Here is a 15,827-nt window from a genome sequence, read left to right on the forward strand (position 1 = left end):
AGGTAGAAGTCGGCATTGGTGGTTCCAAGATCTTCGGGAGTGTCGTCGAAATGGTGTAGTGTTCAGAACGAGGCATGTTGTTATCCCGCATTTGAAGTCCAATGATAGATGACGTCATGCACAATCAATTTTATCGAACACTTCAGACACCGACGTGACGGTTGAGGGGCGACACGCGCGACACGAGAAGCGCTCGGTCAATGCACGTGACTATGCCACGGCGCGGCAGAATTGTGTAGCCAGATTGTTCAGCAACTGCTGCAAACGTCTCGTGCAGCGCGGCGCTTTAAAATGTTAACGCGTGAGAATGTTACGTTCCTGGGCTATCCTCAGCGAAACCGCCCGGAAACAGTCCTCATCAAGCTCGGCCATCAATCAGATGCTTCCTGAATACCGCGTCGAATAACATTCAATGTGAAGCTGCACAATTCGGCATTCAGCCTCATGACGTCGGACCGGTTACCCTCTCAGGTCAATGATACGGCAAGGATTCATCCTGAGGTCGAGTTCGCGCTCGTGCTGGCGCGTACGATCGATGCGGTGAAGGGCGATCCCGAGCAACTACGCAGCGCCGTCTATGAGCTCGCGCGGCACAAGCTGCAGCAATTGTCGGAGGATGATCCGGGGGAAAAAGCGCGATTGATGCAGGCCCTCGAGGTCGCCATCTCTGGGGTCGAGGCGCACATGACCGCGGCGATGCAACACAGCCTGCCGCCGCCGTCCGCGGTGCCCGTGCCGCGGCTACCAGCCGAATCACGTTTCCCGGTGGCTGTGATCGAACATGCGCTCGACGCGCGAGCGTCCAATGCGCTGTCTCCGATCGGGACGAACGGACAGCGCGCGGCACTGCTGCCCACTGCGGTCCGTCGCTTGTCGTCGTCGATGCCGGCACGATTTGCGGCCGTGGCGCTGCTCATGGCTCTCATCGTTTTCGGAATCGTGTCGATCCGGCGCGCCGACATCGACGTCGCGGGCTTGCGCGCGAGACTGTTCGATATACGAACGTCGGCTCCTCCTCCGGCGCCGGTGATCGCCTCGTCTTCGCCGCTCCCGGAGCCGCCGGCGCCAGCCGCGACACCGGCTGCTCCCGCGAGAGATCCACGACTGCCGACCGCCTATGGCGTGTACGCCGAAAGCTCGGCACAGCTCTTCGAACTGCAGCAGCTGGCAGGACGGGTGCCGGACGCGCGCGTTGCGATCTCCGCGGCGATTACCAAGCCCAGCGACACGCGTCTGCCGGACGGACGCGTGAAGTTCATCGTGTTCCAGCGTGAGTCCGCGGCCGACCTGTTCGAAACGGTCGAAGTCCGGATTGTCGCCAAGGTCCGGCAGGCGACCAGCTTCGATCCCTCGGGCAAGCCGGTCGTGTCGAATGAGGACGAGGCGTGGGTCATTCGCAACATCTCGATTCCCTGCCGCGTGGCTCCGCTGAAGAACGATCCGCAGATGTTCGAGATCACGCCGCGCGATCCGGATCTGCAGTTCCCCGCTGGCCGCTACGCGCTCGTCGTGAAAGGGCGCGCGTTCGATTTCTCTGTCGGCGGCCAGGTGACCGACAAGCGGCAATGCCTCGAGCGTCTGGTGGCCGTCAACGGCACCTTCTACTCGGAGTGCCAGAAGCCCTGAACGGCCATGCCGTCGGCTCGCCTGCTGCGGTTCGTCGGTGGTGCTTGGTCGAGCTTATGTGACACGAACCACAGTCGAGATGTCTCATCTGCGCCATCCTCCGCGCCATGATGGAGGTGGAAATGATCTATGTTATCGATGGCGTCCTGTTGGCAGCGCTGCTGTTCTTCGTGTTCCTGCCGATCACCGACCGCAGGACGGTCAGGATGAAACTGGCGATGATCGTCGGTCTGGCGGTCGCAGTCTCGATGTCAATGAGCATCCCTCGCGGCGTTGCTCCGACGGGCCAGCCTGCGGGGTTCATGGTGAGCAGCACCCAGGCGCCGTCGACACATCTCGCCCGCTGATCGCGAGCCCCGACGACCGAGACCCTCTCGCGCCCGACATTGGCAGCGTGCCCGTCCTCGTGTAGCACCAGCGTGGATGCCACGTGCACGAGGACTAGGATGCCCGCTCTCGCTCAGGTGTTGCTCGCCGCGCTGAAGGACCACGGCGCCCGTGAAATTTTCGGCATTCCCGGCGACTTCGTCCTGCCGCTGTTCAAGGTGATCGAGGAAAGCAACATCCTGCCGAGCGTCACGCTGAGTCACGAGCCGGCAGTCGGCTTCGCGGCCGACGCCGCGGCACGCTACCATGGCGGCCTCGGCGTCGCCGTGGTGACCTATGGAGCCGGCGCGTTCAATCTGGTGAACTCCGTCGCGGGCGCTTATGCCGAGCGGTCGCCGGTGGTGGTCATCGCCGGCGCGCCGGGCGCCCGCGAGCGCGTCTCGGGCTTCCTGCTGCACCATCAGGCCCGCACCGTCGACACGCAGCTGGCGGTGTTCAAGGAGATCACCTGCGACCAGGCGGTTCTCAGCGATCCGGCCACGGCGCCGGCGCAAATTGCGCGCGTCCTGCGCAGCGCCAAGGAGATGTCCCTGCCGGTGTATCTCGAATTCCCGCGCGACATGGTGGACGTCGAGGTCGAGCCGGTGGTGAAGCTGCCGCCCCGGCAGGCCAATCAGGAGGCGCTGAGCGAGTGTGTCGAGGAGATTCTCGGCCGCATCGAACGCGCCGGCCGGCCGGTGATCGTGGTCGACGTCGAGATCCGGCGTTATGGAGTCGAGGACAGGATTGCAGCGCTGGCACGCAAGCTGGGGCTGCCGCTGGTCACGACGTTCATGGGGCGCGGGCTGCTCGACAAGGCCGATGACGTCGTCGCCGGAACCTATCTCGGCGCCGCAGGCAATCCGGCGATTACGCAGCTGGTCGAAGACGCCGACCTGGTGCTGATGCTCGGCGTCATCCTGTCGGACACCAATTTCGCGCTGTCGAACCGCGCGCCTGATCCGCGGCGCATGATCCTCGCCGCCAGCCGCGAGGTGCAGATCGGCCATCATGTCTATCGCGACATGCCGCTCGGTGACCTCATCGACGCGCTCGACGACCGCGCCACGCCGCGGGCCGCCTCATCCGACGTCGTGCGGCAGCGCTCGACCTATCCGCGCGGTTTGCTCGCGGACGGCGAGCCGATTGCTCCTTCCGACATCGCGACCGCGATCAACGACATGTTCGATCGTCACGGGCGGATGCCGATGACGGCCGACATCGGCGACTGCCTGTTCACCGCGATGGAGATCGACAATACGGCGCTGGCGGCGCCGGGCTACTATGCCGGAATGGGTTTCGGCGTGCCTGCGGGAGTCGGCGTGGCCGCGACCGGACTCCGCCCGCTGATCCTCGTCGGTGATGGCGCGTTCCAGATGACCGGCTGGGAGCTCGGCAACTGCCGGCGCTATGGCCTCGATCCGATCGTGGTGCTGTTCAACAATTGCAGCTGGGAGATGCTGCGCGTGTTCCAGCCGGAATCGCGCTTCAACAATCTCGATGATTGGCACTACGCGGCGATCGCGAATTCGATCGGCGGCGTCGGCGAGCGCGTCACGACGCGGGCCGAGCTGATCGCGGCGCTGGAGCGCGCGGTGCTGCGTCGCGGGCAGTTCTCGCTGGTCGAAGTGATGCTGCCGCGCGGCAAGACGTCGGACACGCTGGCCCGCTTCGTCGCAGGCTTCAAATCGGCCCGCGAGCGGATGGCCAAGGGATAGTTGCGGGATAGTTGCGGGCGAGCGCTTGCATCGAGGCGCGCGCGTCTATTGCATGGCCTTGTCGTGATTGGCCAACCCGATCGCCTTGTAATCATAGGTCGGATAGAACTCGGTGCGGTAGGTCCCCCATGCCGAGGTCTCGAAAATGCGGTTGACCTCGCGCAGGCGCGAGGCGGGGAGCCGCAGCGTCACGACCTGGCCTATTCCCATCATCACGTACCAGCTCACCACCTCGACGCCCGCCGGCGGAAACGCCTTGTAGAAGCCTTGACGTTCGAGCTGCGCGTTCAGCTCGCTGAGCGGCCGGGACTGGTCGTGCTTGAGGAAGACGGTCAACAGCATGGCGTTGTCGGCGGTCGGCGTAGCCGCTGGATCCGGCGCGGTCTGTGCCCCGCCGCCCGAGCTCGTCAGCGCAGCGCAAATCGCCGCCAGCACAACCAGCAAGATCCTGCTCGCTCTCACATCGGCCTCCGTGATTTCATCGCTCGCGTTATCCCGGGCGCATCATGGCGCGGTGCCAAGCCATGTCAATCTGAGCGGACGAATGAAACGGTGCGAGTCGATGCCAAGTTGCTGCACGGACGAAGTACCTGGCATCAGCCGCGCGCCAGAGTTCAAAGGACGAGTGTCGTGTGAAAGGCGGAGGCTGCTGCGTCCGGAGTCGTGCTGGCGTCAACCGGTGGCCGAGCGCAGCGCCGTCTTGATCGCGTCGCGCCCCTTGTAGGCGAAGTAGCTCAAGCGATCGCCGAGCGAACGATGGCCGCGCAGCCGGTTCGAGCCGAGGACGTGGCCGACCTCGTCGGGGAAACGCTTGACCTCGGCCTGCACCATCTTGTCGGTATTGGCCAGGATCGCGCTCAGCCGAGTGCCCCACTCCGATTCCTCGATCCGGTCGATACGGACCTGGATGGCATATTCGATGTCGTAGATGCTGGTCAGGATTTCCTTGGCCGTTGTCACGCGATTGTTTTTCAAGGCCAGCCGGAGCGCGAGCCGCTTGTCTTCCAACTGGTCGAGCACCATCGGGATGGTCAACGCATAGGGCGCGGCGATGACGTCGGCGACGTTCTTGCTGCGTGCGGCTTTGGTCGCCAGCCGCATGATCTGCCAGGGCTCCTTCAGGCGCTTGGCGACGAGGGTCAGCGCGAACGGCACGGCGTCGGGATGCTTCTTGCGGAGGCCGTCGAGCAGCAGCGCCATCTTCTTGACCTGCGGGTCGTCGAACTCCACGATGCGGTCCGGCAGCGCGTCGGCAAACTTCGCGAGCTCCTCGCGGGCGCGAAGCACCTTCATCAGCTTGACGACATCGTCGAACACGGAAGGCGATGCCGTGTAGGCCTTCAGCTTGCTCTGGACCTGCTCGATGCCGTCCGCCCGCGCCAGCGTGCCTTCGAGCGACTTGCTCACCTTGGTCTGAAATGCGCTTGCAGTCTGCCGGATCTCGCGCTGCTTGTCCGAGGCAATCAGGTCGCGCATCTGCGCGTTGTAGTCACGTGCCATTGTCGGCAGCAGGTCGCGCGAAATCCATTCCCAGATCGGCGTCAGCGAACCGCGGGCGATCCGGCCTTCATTGGCGTGCTCCGGCGATCCGTCGATCAGCAGGTTCTCGACCGGCATGAAGAAGTAGCGCGACGGATTGGCCACGCGATGGTTGCCGGCAGCAGTGTTGCGGATCTCTGCGCGCAGCCGCGCCTGGAGGTCGGCCGATCCAGGCATGTCGATGCCACTCAGCTCGAGCCGCTCGAGCTCGCTGAGCAAACAACTTCGCGTCAGCGGCGAGAGCCGCTGCAGGAATTCCCAGATCCGGTCGACCGGTCCCATGATGCCTGCGGGTGAGCTCAATCCGAAACGGCTCGTCTCCATACGGACGAGAACAAGGTGTATGGAACCATGAAACAGTTGGTGCCCGATTAATTTCGGTAACTAAAAGCACCAGAGGGTGCTTTGAGCCAGGAGCCTCGTCCCGCAGCGCCTGACCGGACCGCTCCAATCTGCGACGCGTTAAGACTTCAAGCTGCAACTTATGAGAGAAAATCTCGACGAATGCGCGAGTTGCACTCGGATCCGTATTGTTACGGGTCCTCGTGTTAACCATGTTCGAGTCTGTGATACGGCACCATGCGGCATGGCACACCTGAGCAACAGCCTTTCAAACGATCGCGCCGCTCCCTATTCCGGCGATCAGAAGGTTAATGACGGTCCCCTGATGTCGTCGCGATCCGGCCCGGTTCTGCCGCTCGCCAAGGATCCAGCCGAGGGATCCGATGCTGTCGGCACGCTGACGCGCCAGCTCAACGGCTCGCTCACCGCGCTCATGCTCTACATGGGCGAGATCAAGCAGCGCAGCGACGAAATTGCGAGGACGCCCGGCGAACGTCGCCACGTGCAGATGATCGTGGACAATGCGCTCCTGCAGACCGAGCGGGTCTGTGCCCTGGTCAGCCAGATTTCGGGAGCGCAGGCGCAACTCGGCGCGGTGTCGCGGGTGTCTGCGTCGCCTGACGATGCCGCGGCGCGCGTTGGCTCCTCAGCGCTGTCCGGTCGGGCCAACAAGGCGCTGACGCCGCGAGAGCGCGAGGTACTCAAGCTGATCAGTGACGGCCACTCCAACAAGGAAGGGGCGTTGCGCATGGGCATCAGCCCGCGCACCTTCGAGAGCCATCGTGCCGAAGCGATGCGGAAGCTCGGCGCGCGCAATACCGCTGAACTCGTTCGCGCGGCGCTCCTCAATCAGATCGCCTGACGCTGCTGCATCGCGTGGCCCGCTTCGTCCGGGTGACGTGAGGCGTTGCCGACGGTTGACTCGCGAAATGGTCGGGTCACAACGCCGAACCGCGATGCCGTCGATGAAGCCATCGACTGGCGACGCGGGGGCGGAGAGAGCGCTTGGAGATCGGGGGGGAGCGCGACAGCGACCGTCGCAGGGATCAGAAATAGTCCTCGGCGAAAGGACGAACGCGCGAGGCCGGGCGAAGCGGGGCCTGTGCCTTGGGCGGAGTCGGTACGATGGTGATGGTCCAACGCGGCGGAACGCTCGATTCCTTCTCCATGACCGAGCGGACGTGGCCGGTGATGGTCGCTCCTCCGGACTTCACGGTCGCGGTCCGGCCGTTGAACTGCGCAATTCGGAAACGCCTGACTTCCTTCTGGTCGGCGGTTTCAAACGTAAACATGGGACACATCTCCTATGTATCCGCAGTCTCGCAGCTCATGATTAGTTGATTGTGAAAATCGTGAGCCGTAGAAGTACGGCGTCAACCCATTGTAAGGAATTACGATTTTAGGCATCTCGGGCCTGATCGTCTGCGCGCCGAATCTAAAGCCGGCGCGCTGCTCTCGGTCCGAGAGCTTCTTCTCAGTGCGAGTCTTGCAGGTCTTGGGCGCGCGCTGCCGCATAGGCCGCGTCGATATTGTCGAGCAGCTCTGAGTAGTCTCTCGGGGACAAGCGCGGCGCGCTCTTCTCCAGTGCGAGCGCGTAGCTCGCAAGTCGCCTGTAGCCGAACGTGCCGGCAGCGCTCTTCAGCGAATGCGCCTCGCGGCCGATCTTGATGCGCTCGCCGTCGAGCGACAATTTACGGAACAGCTTCAATCGTGCGTTGGTTTCGCTGATGAAGACCTCGCGGATCTCCCGGGCGGCGGCGTCGCCGATCTCTCCCGCCAGTTCCGAATAGGCCTCGCGGTCGAGTGCGGGTTCGGGATCAACCTCGGCGTCAGCGGAGAACTCGACGGGCTTTGCGTCCTGTTCGGCCGGCGCCAACGGAGCGATGTCGGACGCGATCGCCTCTACCGCCGGCAGCGGCAGCACGCGCAGGATCGCTTCGACCAGCGCCTTCTTGCGTGCGGGCTTGACGACGAAGTCGTTCATGCCTGCCTCCCGGCACGCACGTATGTCCTCCATGAACGCATTCGCCGTGAACGCGATGATCGGAACGTTGGAGCGGCGCTCGCCACGGGCGCGAATCGTTCGGGTCGCCTGGAAGCCGTCCATCTCCGGCATGCGAACGTCCATCAGGATCAGATCGTAGTTGAAGCGGCTGGCGGCGGTGACCGCCTCGGCGCCATCGCAGGCGGTGTCCGTCTGGATCTCGAAATCCTTGAGCATCTTGGTGGCGACCAGCCGGTTGGTCGGATTATCGTCGACGACGAGGACACGCAGAGGACGGCCGAAGGCGGCGATCCGGTTCTGCAGCGCCGCATAGATGCTGTCGTCGTTCTGCTCGGGGGCCGCGACGGTTTCGGCAATCGGCAGCGTCAGGCGGAACGAGAAGGTCGAGCCGCGTCCCAGGGTCGAGGTGACGTTGATCTCGCCGCCCATCTGCTCGGTCAGCCGCTTGCAGATCGCAAGCCCCAGCCCCGAGCCGCCGAAGCGGCGGCTGATCGAATTGTCGGCCTGGACGAAATTGGCGAACAGCGCCCCGATCTTGTCGGCCGCGATGCCAATGCCGGTATCGGTCACCGTCCATTCAACGGTCGCCTTCTCGTCGTCCTTGGCGATGCAGCGGGTCGTGATCACGACCTCGCCCGAGGCGGTGAACTTGACGGCGTTGGAGACCAGGTTGAGCAGGATCTGGCGAATGCGCCCGGCGTCGCCGATCAGTGCCGGGGGCACGGTCGGATCGCTCACATTCCGCAGCTTGAGATCCTTGGCGGAGGCCCGTGGGCCGATGATGCTGAGCGTGTTGTGCACCAGCGCCTCGGCGGAGAACGCGATGTCCTCCAGCGACAGCTGACCGGATTCGAGCTTGGAGAAGTCCAGAATGTCGTTGAGGATCTCGAGCAGGTTGTCGCCGGCATTGTGGATGGCGACCACCGAGCGGCGCTGGTCGGGGTCGAGATTGGTCTCCAGCAGCGTCGTGGCGAGGCCGAGGACCGCGTTCATCGGCGTGCGGATCTCGTGGCTCATCATCGCAACGAAGGTCGATTTGGCTGCGTTCGCTGCGTTGGCCGCCTCGATCAGGTGCTCGTGACGCTGCCACCAGCGGGAGATCAGGACCGCGGCCGCGACCACCGCCATCGCGCTGACCAGCGAAACGATCACCAGCAGCGTCGCCATGGCGCGCCAGGCCTTCAGGACGTGCTGCTCGGGCACGGACACGACCAGCATCGCGGGATAGTTCGGCAGCATCTTTGCCGCGCGGATGCGCATGTCGCCGGTCCGGCCGGACAGTTCACGCAGCACGCCTCCGGCGGCCAGCGCGCGCTGGCCGAAGCCGGAGGTCGGCTTGCCGATGTCGCTGGTCGGCGGGAAATGCGCCAGCAGCGTGCCGTCCTCACGGATCAGCGACACCGCGGCCTCGAGACCGAGGGACGTCGATCCGAAGAAATTCTCGAGATAGGGGACCGACATGGCGCCGAGCATCATGCCCATGAACTCGCCTGCGGAGTCGTCCAGCCGCCGGGCGAAGTAGATGTTCCAGGTGCCGTCGCCGCGGTTCTGCACCGGCGCGCTGACGTAGGTCTGCAGCGCCGGATCTCCCTTCAGCGCCTTGAAGTAGTCCCGGTCGGAAATGTTGACATCGGGAATCGGCCAGTAGCGGGAGAAGTTCAGGAGCTTGCCCTGCGCGTCGATCAGCGTCACCGCATCGATCTGCGGCAGCCCGGCGATCTTCTCCTTGAGCAGCAGGTGCGTCTGATGATCCGATGCGATCTTGCGATAGGTGGGCGCGTCGATGGCGCCGCCGCGAGCGAGAAAGTCGCGCACGCTCGACAGCACCAGGTCGACTGATTTCACCGACCGATCGGCATTCTCAGCCAAAGTGAGGCTGTGCCGGCTCAGATCCTCTTCCGCGTGCACCAGCGCGTTCTCGCGCAGATTGGTGAGGAAGAACAGATTGCTCCCGGCGATAATGCAGATCAGGATGAGAGCGATCGCGGCAGGCGCACCCAGGAAACGCTTGTTCTTGGTCATCATTCGTTACCAGCTCGCCGCCTGTATCTGTTTTCGGCGCTCGGTATCACCCGCGATCTGCTTCAGCGTCTGCCGCAGCAGAGGCAGATTGATCGGCTTGTGAAACGGGGGATACACGTTCAGATCGAGGAAGCTGCCGATGCGTGCCGACGCGTCGAGCGCCTGGTCTTCCGAGGCGCTGATGATGAGCAGCGGGCCGCGGTACTTGTTCGCCGCCAGCAGTTGCAGCACCTCGGTGCCGGACCGCTCGCCGAGAGAAAGGTCCAGCGTGACGCAATCGAATTGCCTCTCCCGCAGGATCGCGGCAGCGGCATCCACCGAGCTCGCGCCTGTCGTGTTGAAGCCGGCCTGGGCCGCGATCATTCTGAGGATCGACTGATGCACGTCGGCATCTTCGATTACGAGGAGCTCGTTGCGCATCAATCTGCTGTCCCTTGCCACTGCGGGCGCGGTTATCGGCAACAGGCACTTGTCTAGCGGGCCGGCTCTGACCCCCTCGTAAATTTTCGCTTCCGTACAACTACGGAGTGGCCCGGTCGATCTGCGGAGCGGAGGCGGCCGTGGCCTGATGCGCGGCGGCGTCGGACGAGCAAAAAAGCGGCCGGAGTTCGGTCCGGCCGCACGATGCGACGAAGGGCGAGAATTCTATTCGGCCGGGCCGAACACGGCTTCCATCTTGGTCTTGAGGGTCGCGGCGTTGAACGGCTTGACGATGTAATTGCTCACGCCGGCCTTCTTCGCAGCGATCACGTTCTCCGTCTTGGACTCGGCCGTGATCATGATGAAGGGGGTCTTGGACAGATCCGGGCTCGCGCGCACCTCGCGCAGCAGGTCGTAACCCGTCATCGGTTCCATGTTCCAGTCCGAGATCACCAGGCCGTACTTCTTCGCCTGCATCTTGGCGAGCGCGGCGGATCCATCGCTGGCATCGTCGACGTTCTCGAACCCGAGCTGCTTCAGCAGGTTGCGGATGATCCGGATCATAGTGGCGTAGTCGTCGACCACCAGAATCGGCATCGACAGATCGAAGGCCATGTCATTACTCCGCGCGTTTCGTCAAAAGCCGAACACGGGCGAGATATTTCAGCACGAAGATTATTCGACGCTTTTTTGCAACTCGCGCTCGTCAGCACTGCGACAATTATCAGCGCCCGTTGAACAGCGCGTTAATTCGGTGCGGGCCGATGGGCTGCTTGGTGTCCTTGACCGTAGTTGTACGGAAGTCGACCCTGCTGCTCGGCAGGCGGCCGCGTACGCGTTCCGTCAGGACACGCTGCGCGGCTTGACCAGACGGTCGTATTGCGCCTTGACGGTCCCGTAGCATTCGCACGCCGTCTTCTTCAGCCCATCGAGATCGATGATCTCGATGTGCCCGCGGCTGTAGTGGATGAAGTCCGCCTGCTGCAACGTGCTCGCCACGAGGGACACGCTGTTGCGGCGTGCACCGATCATCTGAGCCAGCGACTCTTGGGTGATGTAGAGCTTGTTTCCGCCCGAAAGATCATGCGTCTGCAGCAGGCATCGCGCCAGCCGGGACTCGACGGTGTGGGCGGCGTTACAACCGGCGGTTTGCTGGCTCTGCAGATAGATTGCCAGTGCGTGTCTCAACAACAACGCGCGAAGCGTCGCGCTCTGCTCGGCGGCTGTCCGCACCCGGTCGATATCGATGACCGAGGCAGCGCCCGGTACGATCACTGCAGCGCTGTTGAGCACCAGTGGATCGCCGCCAAGCAGCGACATGCTGCCGAAGAAACTGTCCCGTCCGATCATGGCAACCTGCACGCGCTCGCCCCGCGCCAGGTTCACGACCAGGGAGATCACGCCACGATGAGGGAAGTAGACCCGGGACAGCTTTTCACCCACCTCCGCGAGAACCGAGTCCTGAACCAGATCCACCGTCCGCAGGTACGGTCGGAGCAGCTCGAAATCATCGTCGGCCATCGACGACAGGAAGCCGTTGGGAGAACGCAAGCTGGGGTCCAAAGCCATCTCCTGCATCGCAGTAACGTGCCTCGCGGATCTCAATGCACTCATGGTTCCATAGAACCGCGTCATATCCGCTGACAAGAAAAAACAACCAGGACATCATTGCTCCTAACGTGCAACCCTCTGCTGTGCTCGTTGATGTGCAGACGCAAAACGAATTGTCGCCGCTCTCGCGTCCGGAAACGATTGAGCGCAGGCTGTATACAGATGAGGTCCTTCGCCGATCTCGACGCTTTTGCCTTGCGGAAGCCGGTTTCGGAGCAGCCGTTGTACGCTGCGCAGGCAATAGGCCCTGGAGGGCGTCGCCTCTCACGAAGAAACGGCGAGACCGGCTGCCCGGTGGCGCAATTGACAGCCGTCATCCTGAAGCCAAAATCAATCGGAAGCGCGTTGATTCGTTGACGGATCGTTTTCCGCCGGATGCGTACCTTAGGATCTGAATGCGGTGGCCGACGGGCTCGCTGCGAAGGCTCGATGCCGAAGGATGATCGTGGTCGCCAGGCAGGTCCTCCAAACTGAGCAGCGTCCGAACGGAGCGCGTCCGGATGATCAGCAACGAAGCCGGGCAGCGTACCGACGTACGAAGCGCCGGCGTCGTGTCATCGCCGCCGATCGCCCGCCTTGCTCGTCTGCGTCATCGCTCGTCTGCTAACAAGGTAACTGACCCCTCATGGCGCTCCCGATTCATCAGCGGCCCTCATCATCGACGCAGAATGAGGTTGTGAAGGACGCGGCCCCGGACCAGGCGGAGGCCAACCCTGGCCTCGCCATCGTCGGACAGGTCGCCGGCGGGCTGCTGCACGACTTCAACAACATCCTCACCGTGATCACCGGCACCATCGACATTCTCGCCGAGGCCGTCGAGGACCGGCCCGAGCTCGCCGCTGTCGCGCGCTTGATCGACGAAGCGGCGACGCGCGGGGCGCGGCTGACGTCGCAGCTGCTGTCGTTTGCGCGCGGACGGCCACCGCGGCCGAGCACAGTCGAGCTGAACGAGCTGCTGACCGACGTCGGCCGGCTGCTTCGGCCGACGCTCGGCACCGAGATCGAGGTCACGACATCGGTTGCAGCCGGCGTTCCCTCCGCATTCGCGGATCCCGGTCAGTTGATGGCCGCGCTGCTCTACCTCGCGATCACCGCGCGCAATGCGATGGATCAAGGGGGACGGATCGACATCCAGGCCACGAGCGCTTGCGCCGCAACGTCAGGCGACGATGTCGTCGATGAATGCTGCGACGTGCGGATCGTCGTGACGGCCACTGCGAATGGCGCCGCTTCGCTGTCGGCGGCGCAGATGTTTCCGGACATCCGGATGGTCCAGGACTTCGTCACGCAATCCAACGGCCGCCTTGCGCTCGAGCCGTCGCACGGCGGGGCTGCGAGCGTCGAGATCGTCCTTCCTCGCGCGGAGCGTGACTGACCGCAGGCGCATCGCCGGTGCGAGTCTTGGTTAGTGCCGCTTTAACGGAGGCGCCATCGCGGCGCCGTCGAGCGCGGTTTTGACCGGCGAACGGCGCCGATCGGGCGAATTCATCTGTATTTAATCGAACAGATTAGCGGCCAATTAGGATTAATGGCGGCCGCGCCCGGCGCGCAGGGCGGCTGCGGCTTCAATTTAACGAACGGGTAGGATTCCGCGGACCAGTCTGGCCCATCGCCGACAGAACGGTGCGGCGATGTTTACTCGTGTTCATCCAGAAGGGAATGACAATGTCAGGTATCGTACTCTCTGCGTCGGTTCGCCAGAACCTCCTCTCGCTGCAGTCGACGGCTCAGCTCCTCGCCACCACGCAGAACAACCTCTCCACCGGCAAGAAGGTCAACTCGGCTCTCGACAATCCGACCAACTTCTTCACCGCCCAGGGGCTCGACAACCGCGCTTCCGACATCTCCAATCTGCTCGATGGTATCGGCAACGGCGTGCAGGTGCTGCAGGCCGCCAACACCGGCATCACCTCGCTGCAGAAGCTCGTCGACAGCGCCAAGTCGATCGCCAACCAGGTGCTGCAGAGCGCGGTCGGCTACTCCACCAAGTCGAACGTGACGTCGGCTGCGCTGAGCGGCGCGACCGCGAGCGACCTGCTGGGCTCCAGCTCGACGGCGGTGACCGGCACGGCCGTGCAGAACGACAACACCTCGGCTGCGTCGGCGATCACCGGCTCGACCAAGCTGTCGGGCACCGCGGGCACGGCCTCGAACAACCTCGCCAGCGGCGTCACGTCGGGTGAAACGCTGGTCGTCAACGGCACCACCTTCACCTTCATCACCGGCACGTCCTCGACCGGCACCAGCATCGGCATCGGTGACACCGTGTCGAACCTGCTGTCGGCGATCCAGACGCAGGCCGGCGTGACCGCGTCCGTCAGCAGCGGCCAGATCACCTTGACGCCTCCGGCGGCAGGATTGACCTTGTCGGGCAGCTCCGGCACCTTGGCCAAGCTCGGGCTGAGTCAGGTCGGCGACGGCTTGTCGGGGCAGACACTCACGGTCGGCGCCACAGGAGGTGGCACGGCCACGAGTATCACCTTCGGTCTGGGGACAGGGCAGGTCAAGTCGCTGACCGACCTCAACACGAAGCTCGCAGCCAACAACTTGCAGGCGACGATCGACTCGTCCACCGGCAAGATCAACATCACCACGACGAACGACGCGGCTTCGGCCACGATCGGTGCGATCGGTGGTACGGCGGCGGCGTCCAGCCAGTCCTTCAACGGCCTGACTGCGGCGGCTCCGGTGGCTGACTCGACCGCGCAGACGCAGCGCGCGAGCCTGGTCTCGCAGTACAACAACGTGCTGGCGCAGATCAACACGACTGCGGCTGACGCATCGTTCAACGGCATCAACCTGCTGAACGGTGACACGCTGAAGCTGACCTTCAACGAAACCGGCAAGTCGACGCTGTCGATCACCGGTGTCACGTTCAACTCGGCAGGTCTCGGCCTCTCGACGTTGACCTCGGGCACCGACTTCCTCGACAACAACTCGGCGAACAAGGTGATCGGCGTCCTCAACGCATCGAGCTCCACGCTGCGGAACGAGGCCTCGACGCTCGGTTCGAACCTGTCGGTCGTGCAGGTCCGTCAGGACTTCAACAAGAACCTGATCAACGTGCTGCAGACCGGTTCTTCGAACCTGACGCTGGCCGACACCAACGAGGAAGCGGCCAACAGCCAGGCGCTGTCGACCCGCCAGTCGATCGCCGTGTCCGCCCTGTCGCTGGCCAACCAGTCGCAGGCGAGCGTGCTGCAGTTGCTGCGCTAAGACGCGGCAGTCTCTCAAACATCGGAGGCGGCGGGGCTGGCCCCGCCGCTTTCGCCTCGACTATCCAGGATACGTGCCTGGCTCGTTCGATATCGATGGATCGCGCGAACAAGGCGTGAAGCAGGTGCAAGAGCGACGTCGGGCCGACGAGAGCGCAGTCCCCTGCGATGCCGCTCCCAAGAGGAAGCTCCCGCGCGGAGGGTCCTGAGAGGAGACGTGGGCCATGCCCCTGCGCGTCGAATTGAAGCCGTTCGAACGCATCGTGATCGGCGACAGCGTCATCATCAACTCGAATACGCGCGCGCGCTTCATCGTCGAGGGCGATGTGCCGATCCTTCGTGAGCGCGACACGGTGAGCCCCGAGACGGCGGATACGCCGGCCAAGCGCCTCTATCTTTGCGTCCAGACCATGTATCTCAAGAGTGACGCGGGTCGTTATCGCGCGTCCTATCTTGCATGCATCGATGAATTGCGCAGCGCTACACCTGATGGTGCGCGTCTGACCGAAGCGGTCGACCGTCACGTCGCAGCTGGTGCTCTGTACAAGGCGCTGAAGGAGATCCGGGGCTTGATCGCGTGCGAAAGCCCCGCGATCGCTCCCGCCGAGGCCGTGCCTTGAGACCCGGCTGCACCGGCCCAGCCACATCTCTTTGAAGCGGCAGTCGTTCCGGTTCCGTATTTGCACGGACATTAAAATTAACGGGACGGAGAAAAGCCCCGCATAACGATGGCACCGAGGAAAGTCCGTTGAGCCGAACCAAGCGACGGCGGGGATTGAGTCCGGGGTGCTTCACGACGGCACCGGATCGACCGTCGCTCTGACAGGATCAGCGGTCGTACTGCGATCGCAGAGCCAATTCTTGGAAGGCCGGTTTCATGGATGATCTGTTGCGTGAGTTCCTGACGGAGACCAGCGAGAGCCTGGATACCGTCGACAATCAGTTGGTGCGGTTCGAGCAGGA

The 15,827-nt window shown here is 63.6% G+C and carries 14 protein-coding genes; 7 read left to right on the plus strand and 7 right to left on the minus strand.

Going from position 1 to position 15,827, the window contains the following annotated elements; genetic code table 11:
- The first annotated feature begins 516 nt into the window (after positions 1–516).
- From ACQR07_RS29760 to ipdC, 3 genes are all read left to right on the plus strand, one after another.
- Positions 517–1,626 (plus strand): hypothetical protein, encoded by a 1,110-nt coding sequence (locus ACQR07_RS29760; RefSeq protein ID WP_434905644.1) that lies wholly within the window; start codon positions 517–519, stop codon positions 1,624–1,626.
- A gap of 107 nt (positions 1,627–1,733) precedes the next feature.
- Entirely contained in the window at positions 1,734–1,973 is a 240-nt protein-coding gene (locus ACQR07_RS29765; RefSeq protein WP_434905645.1) for a hypothetical protein, read from the plus strand.
- Positions 1,974–2,072: 99 nt separating this feature from the next.
- The gene (ipdC, locus tag ACQR07_RS29770) at positions 2,073–3,710 is read left to right on the plus strand and encodes an indolepyruvate/phenylpyruvate decarboxylase (RefSeq protein WP_434905646.1); all 1,638 of its coding nucleotides are present in this window, start codon (positions 2,073–2,075) and stop codon (positions 3,708–3,710) included.
- A gap of 45 nt (positions 3,711–3,755) precedes the next feature.
- Here ipdC and ACQR07_RS29775 read toward each other — a convergent pair whose 3' ends face one another.
- Both ACQR07_RS29775 and ACQR07_RS29780 read right to left on the minus strand, forming a co-directional pair.
- Complete coding sequence (locus ACQR07_RS29775) at positions 3,756–4,154, minus strand: hypothetical protein (RefSeq protein WP_434905647.1); 399 nt, start codon at positions 4,152–4,154, stop codon at positions 3,756–3,758.
- Positions 4,155–4,382: 228 nt separating this feature from the next.
- Positions 4,383–5,531, minus strand: coding sequence for a hypothetical protein (locus tag ACQR07_RS29780; RefSeq protein WP_434905659.1), 1,149 nt, complete (start codon positions 5,529–5,531; stop codon positions 4,383–4,385).
- 304 nt (positions 5,532–5,835) lie between these two features.
- On the opposite strand from ACQR07_RS29780, the gene ACQR07_RS29785 reads away from it, so the two are divergent.
- A complete protein-coding gene (locus tag ACQR07_RS29785; protein WP_434905660.1) occupies positions 5,836–6,453 on the plus strand; it encodes a response regulator transcription factor in 618 nt (205 codons plus the stop codon).
- A gap of 184 nt (positions 6,454–6,637) precedes the next feature.
- Here ACQR07_RS29785 and ACQR07_RS29790 read toward each other — a convergent pair whose 3' ends face one another.
- The 5 genes from ACQR07_RS29790 to ACQR07_RS29810 all read right to left on the minus strand — a co-directional run bounded on the left by ACQR07_RS29790 (position 6,638) and on the right by ACQR07_RS29810 (position 11,601).
- Positions 6,638–6,883 carry a hypothetical protein gene (locus tag ACQR07_RS29790; protein ID WP_009026773.1) on the minus strand — a complete coding sequence of 82 codons (246 nt, stop codon included), beginning with the start codon at positions 6,881–6,883 and terminating at the stop codon, positions 6,638–6,640.
- Positions 6,884–7,065: 182 nt separating this feature from the next.
- Positions 7,066–9,618 carry an ATP-binding protein gene (locus tag ACQR07_RS29795; protein WP_434905648.1) on the minus strand — a complete coding sequence of 851 codons (2,553 nt, stop codon included), beginning with the start codon at positions 9,616–9,618 and terminating at the stop codon, positions 7,066–7,068.
- 6 nt (positions 9,619–9,624) lie between these two features.
- Positions 9,625–10,038, minus strand: a complete 414-nt coding sequence (locus tag ACQR07_RS29800; protein ID WP_434905649.1) for a response regulator — start codon at positions 10,036–10,038, stop codon at positions 9,625–9,627.
- 225 nt (positions 10,039–10,263) lie between these two features.
- Positions 10,264–10,653: a response regulator gene (locus ACQR07_RS29805; RefSeq protein WP_284416876.1), complete on the minus strand. Its 390-nt coding sequence runs from the start codon at positions 10,651–10,653 to the stop codon at positions 10,264–10,266.
- A gap of 228 nt (positions 10,654–10,881) precedes the next feature.
- Positions 10,882–11,601, minus strand: coding sequence for a Crp/Fnr family transcriptional regulator (locus ACQR07_RS29810; protein ID WP_434905661.1), 720 nt, complete (start codon positions 11,599–11,601; stop codon positions 10,882–10,884).
- A gap of 673 nt (positions 11,602–12,274) precedes the next feature.
- Between ACQR07_RS29810 and ACQR07_RS29815 the strand changes: the two genes are divergently transcribed.
- The 3 genes from ACQR07_RS29815 (at position 12,275) to flbT (ending at position 15,484) form a co-directional block, all read left to right on the plus strand.
- Positions 12,275–13,024 carry a histidine kinase dimerization/phospho-acceptor domain-containing protein gene (locus ACQR07_RS29815; RefSeq protein WP_434905650.1) on the plus strand — a complete coding sequence of 250 codons (750 nt, stop codon included), beginning with the start codon at positions 12,275–12,277 and terminating at the stop codon, positions 13,022–13,024.
- Between the two features lie 290 nt (positions 13,025–13,314).
- Complete coding sequence (locus tag ACQR07_RS29820; protein ID WP_434905651.1) at positions 13,315–14,865, plus strand: flagellin; 1,551 nt, start codon at positions 13,315–13,317, stop codon at positions 14,863–14,865.
- A 223-nt stretch (positions 14,866–15,088) separates the two neighbouring features.
- Complete coding sequence (gene flbT / locus ACQR07_RS29825; RefSeq protein WP_434905652.1) at positions 15,089–15,484, plus strand: flagellar biosynthesis repressor FlbT; 396 nt, start codon at positions 15,089–15,091, stop codon at positions 15,482–15,484.
- The last annotated feature ends 343 nt before the right edge of the window (positions 15,485–15,827 follow it).

It is taken from the genome of Bradyrhizobium sp. HKCCYLS20291, from assembly GCF_051167715.1.
Classification (GTDB): domain Bacteria; phylum Pseudomonadota; class Alphaproteobacteria; order Rhizobiales; family Xanthobacteraceae; genus Bradyrhizobium.

Coding starts and splice junctions, on each gene's coding strand:
- flbT (WP_434905652.1), top strand. CDS start 15,089: ATGCCCCTGCGCGTCGAATTGAAGCCGTTCGAACGCATCGTGATCGGC.
- ACQR07_RS29820 (WP_434905651.1), top strand. CDS start 13,315: ATGTCAGGTATCGTACTCTCTGCGTCGGTTCGCCAGAACCTCCTCTCG.
- ACQR07_RS29805 (WP_284416876.1), bottom strand. CDS start 10,653: ATGGCCTTCGATCTGTCGATGCCGATTCTGGTGGTCGACGACTACGCC.
- ACQR07_RS29765 (WP_434905645.1), top strand. CDS start 1,734: ATGATGGAGGTGGAAATGATCTATGTTATCGATGGCGTCCTGTTGGCA.
- ACQR07_RS29780 (WP_434905659.1), bottom strand. CDS start 5,531: ATGGGACCGGTCGACCGGATCTGGGAATTCCTGCAGCGGCTCTCGCCG.
- ACQR07_RS29815 (WP_434905650.1), top strand. CDS start 12,275: ATGGCGCTCCCGATTCATCAGCGGCCCTCATCATCGACGCAGAATGAG.
- ipdC (WP_434905646.1), top strand. CDS start 2,073: ATGCCCGCTCTCGCTCAGGTGTTGCTCGCCGCGCTGAAGGACCACGGC.
- ACQR07_RS29800 (WP_434905649.1), bottom strand. CDS start 10,038: ATGCGCAACGAGCTCCTCGTAATCGAAGATGCCGACGTGCATCAGTCG.
- ACQR07_RS29790 (WP_009026773.1), bottom strand. CDS start 6,883: ATGTTTACGTTTGAAACCGCCGACCAGAAGGAAGTCAGGCGTTTCCGA.
- ACQR07_RS29785 (WP_434905660.1), top strand. CDS start 5,836: ATGGCACACCTGAGCAACAGCCTTTCAAACGATCGCGCCGCTCCCTAT.
- ACQR07_RS29795 (WP_434905648.1), bottom strand. CDS start 9,618: ATGACCAAGAACAAGCGTTTCCTGGGTGCGCCTGCCGCGATCGCTCTC.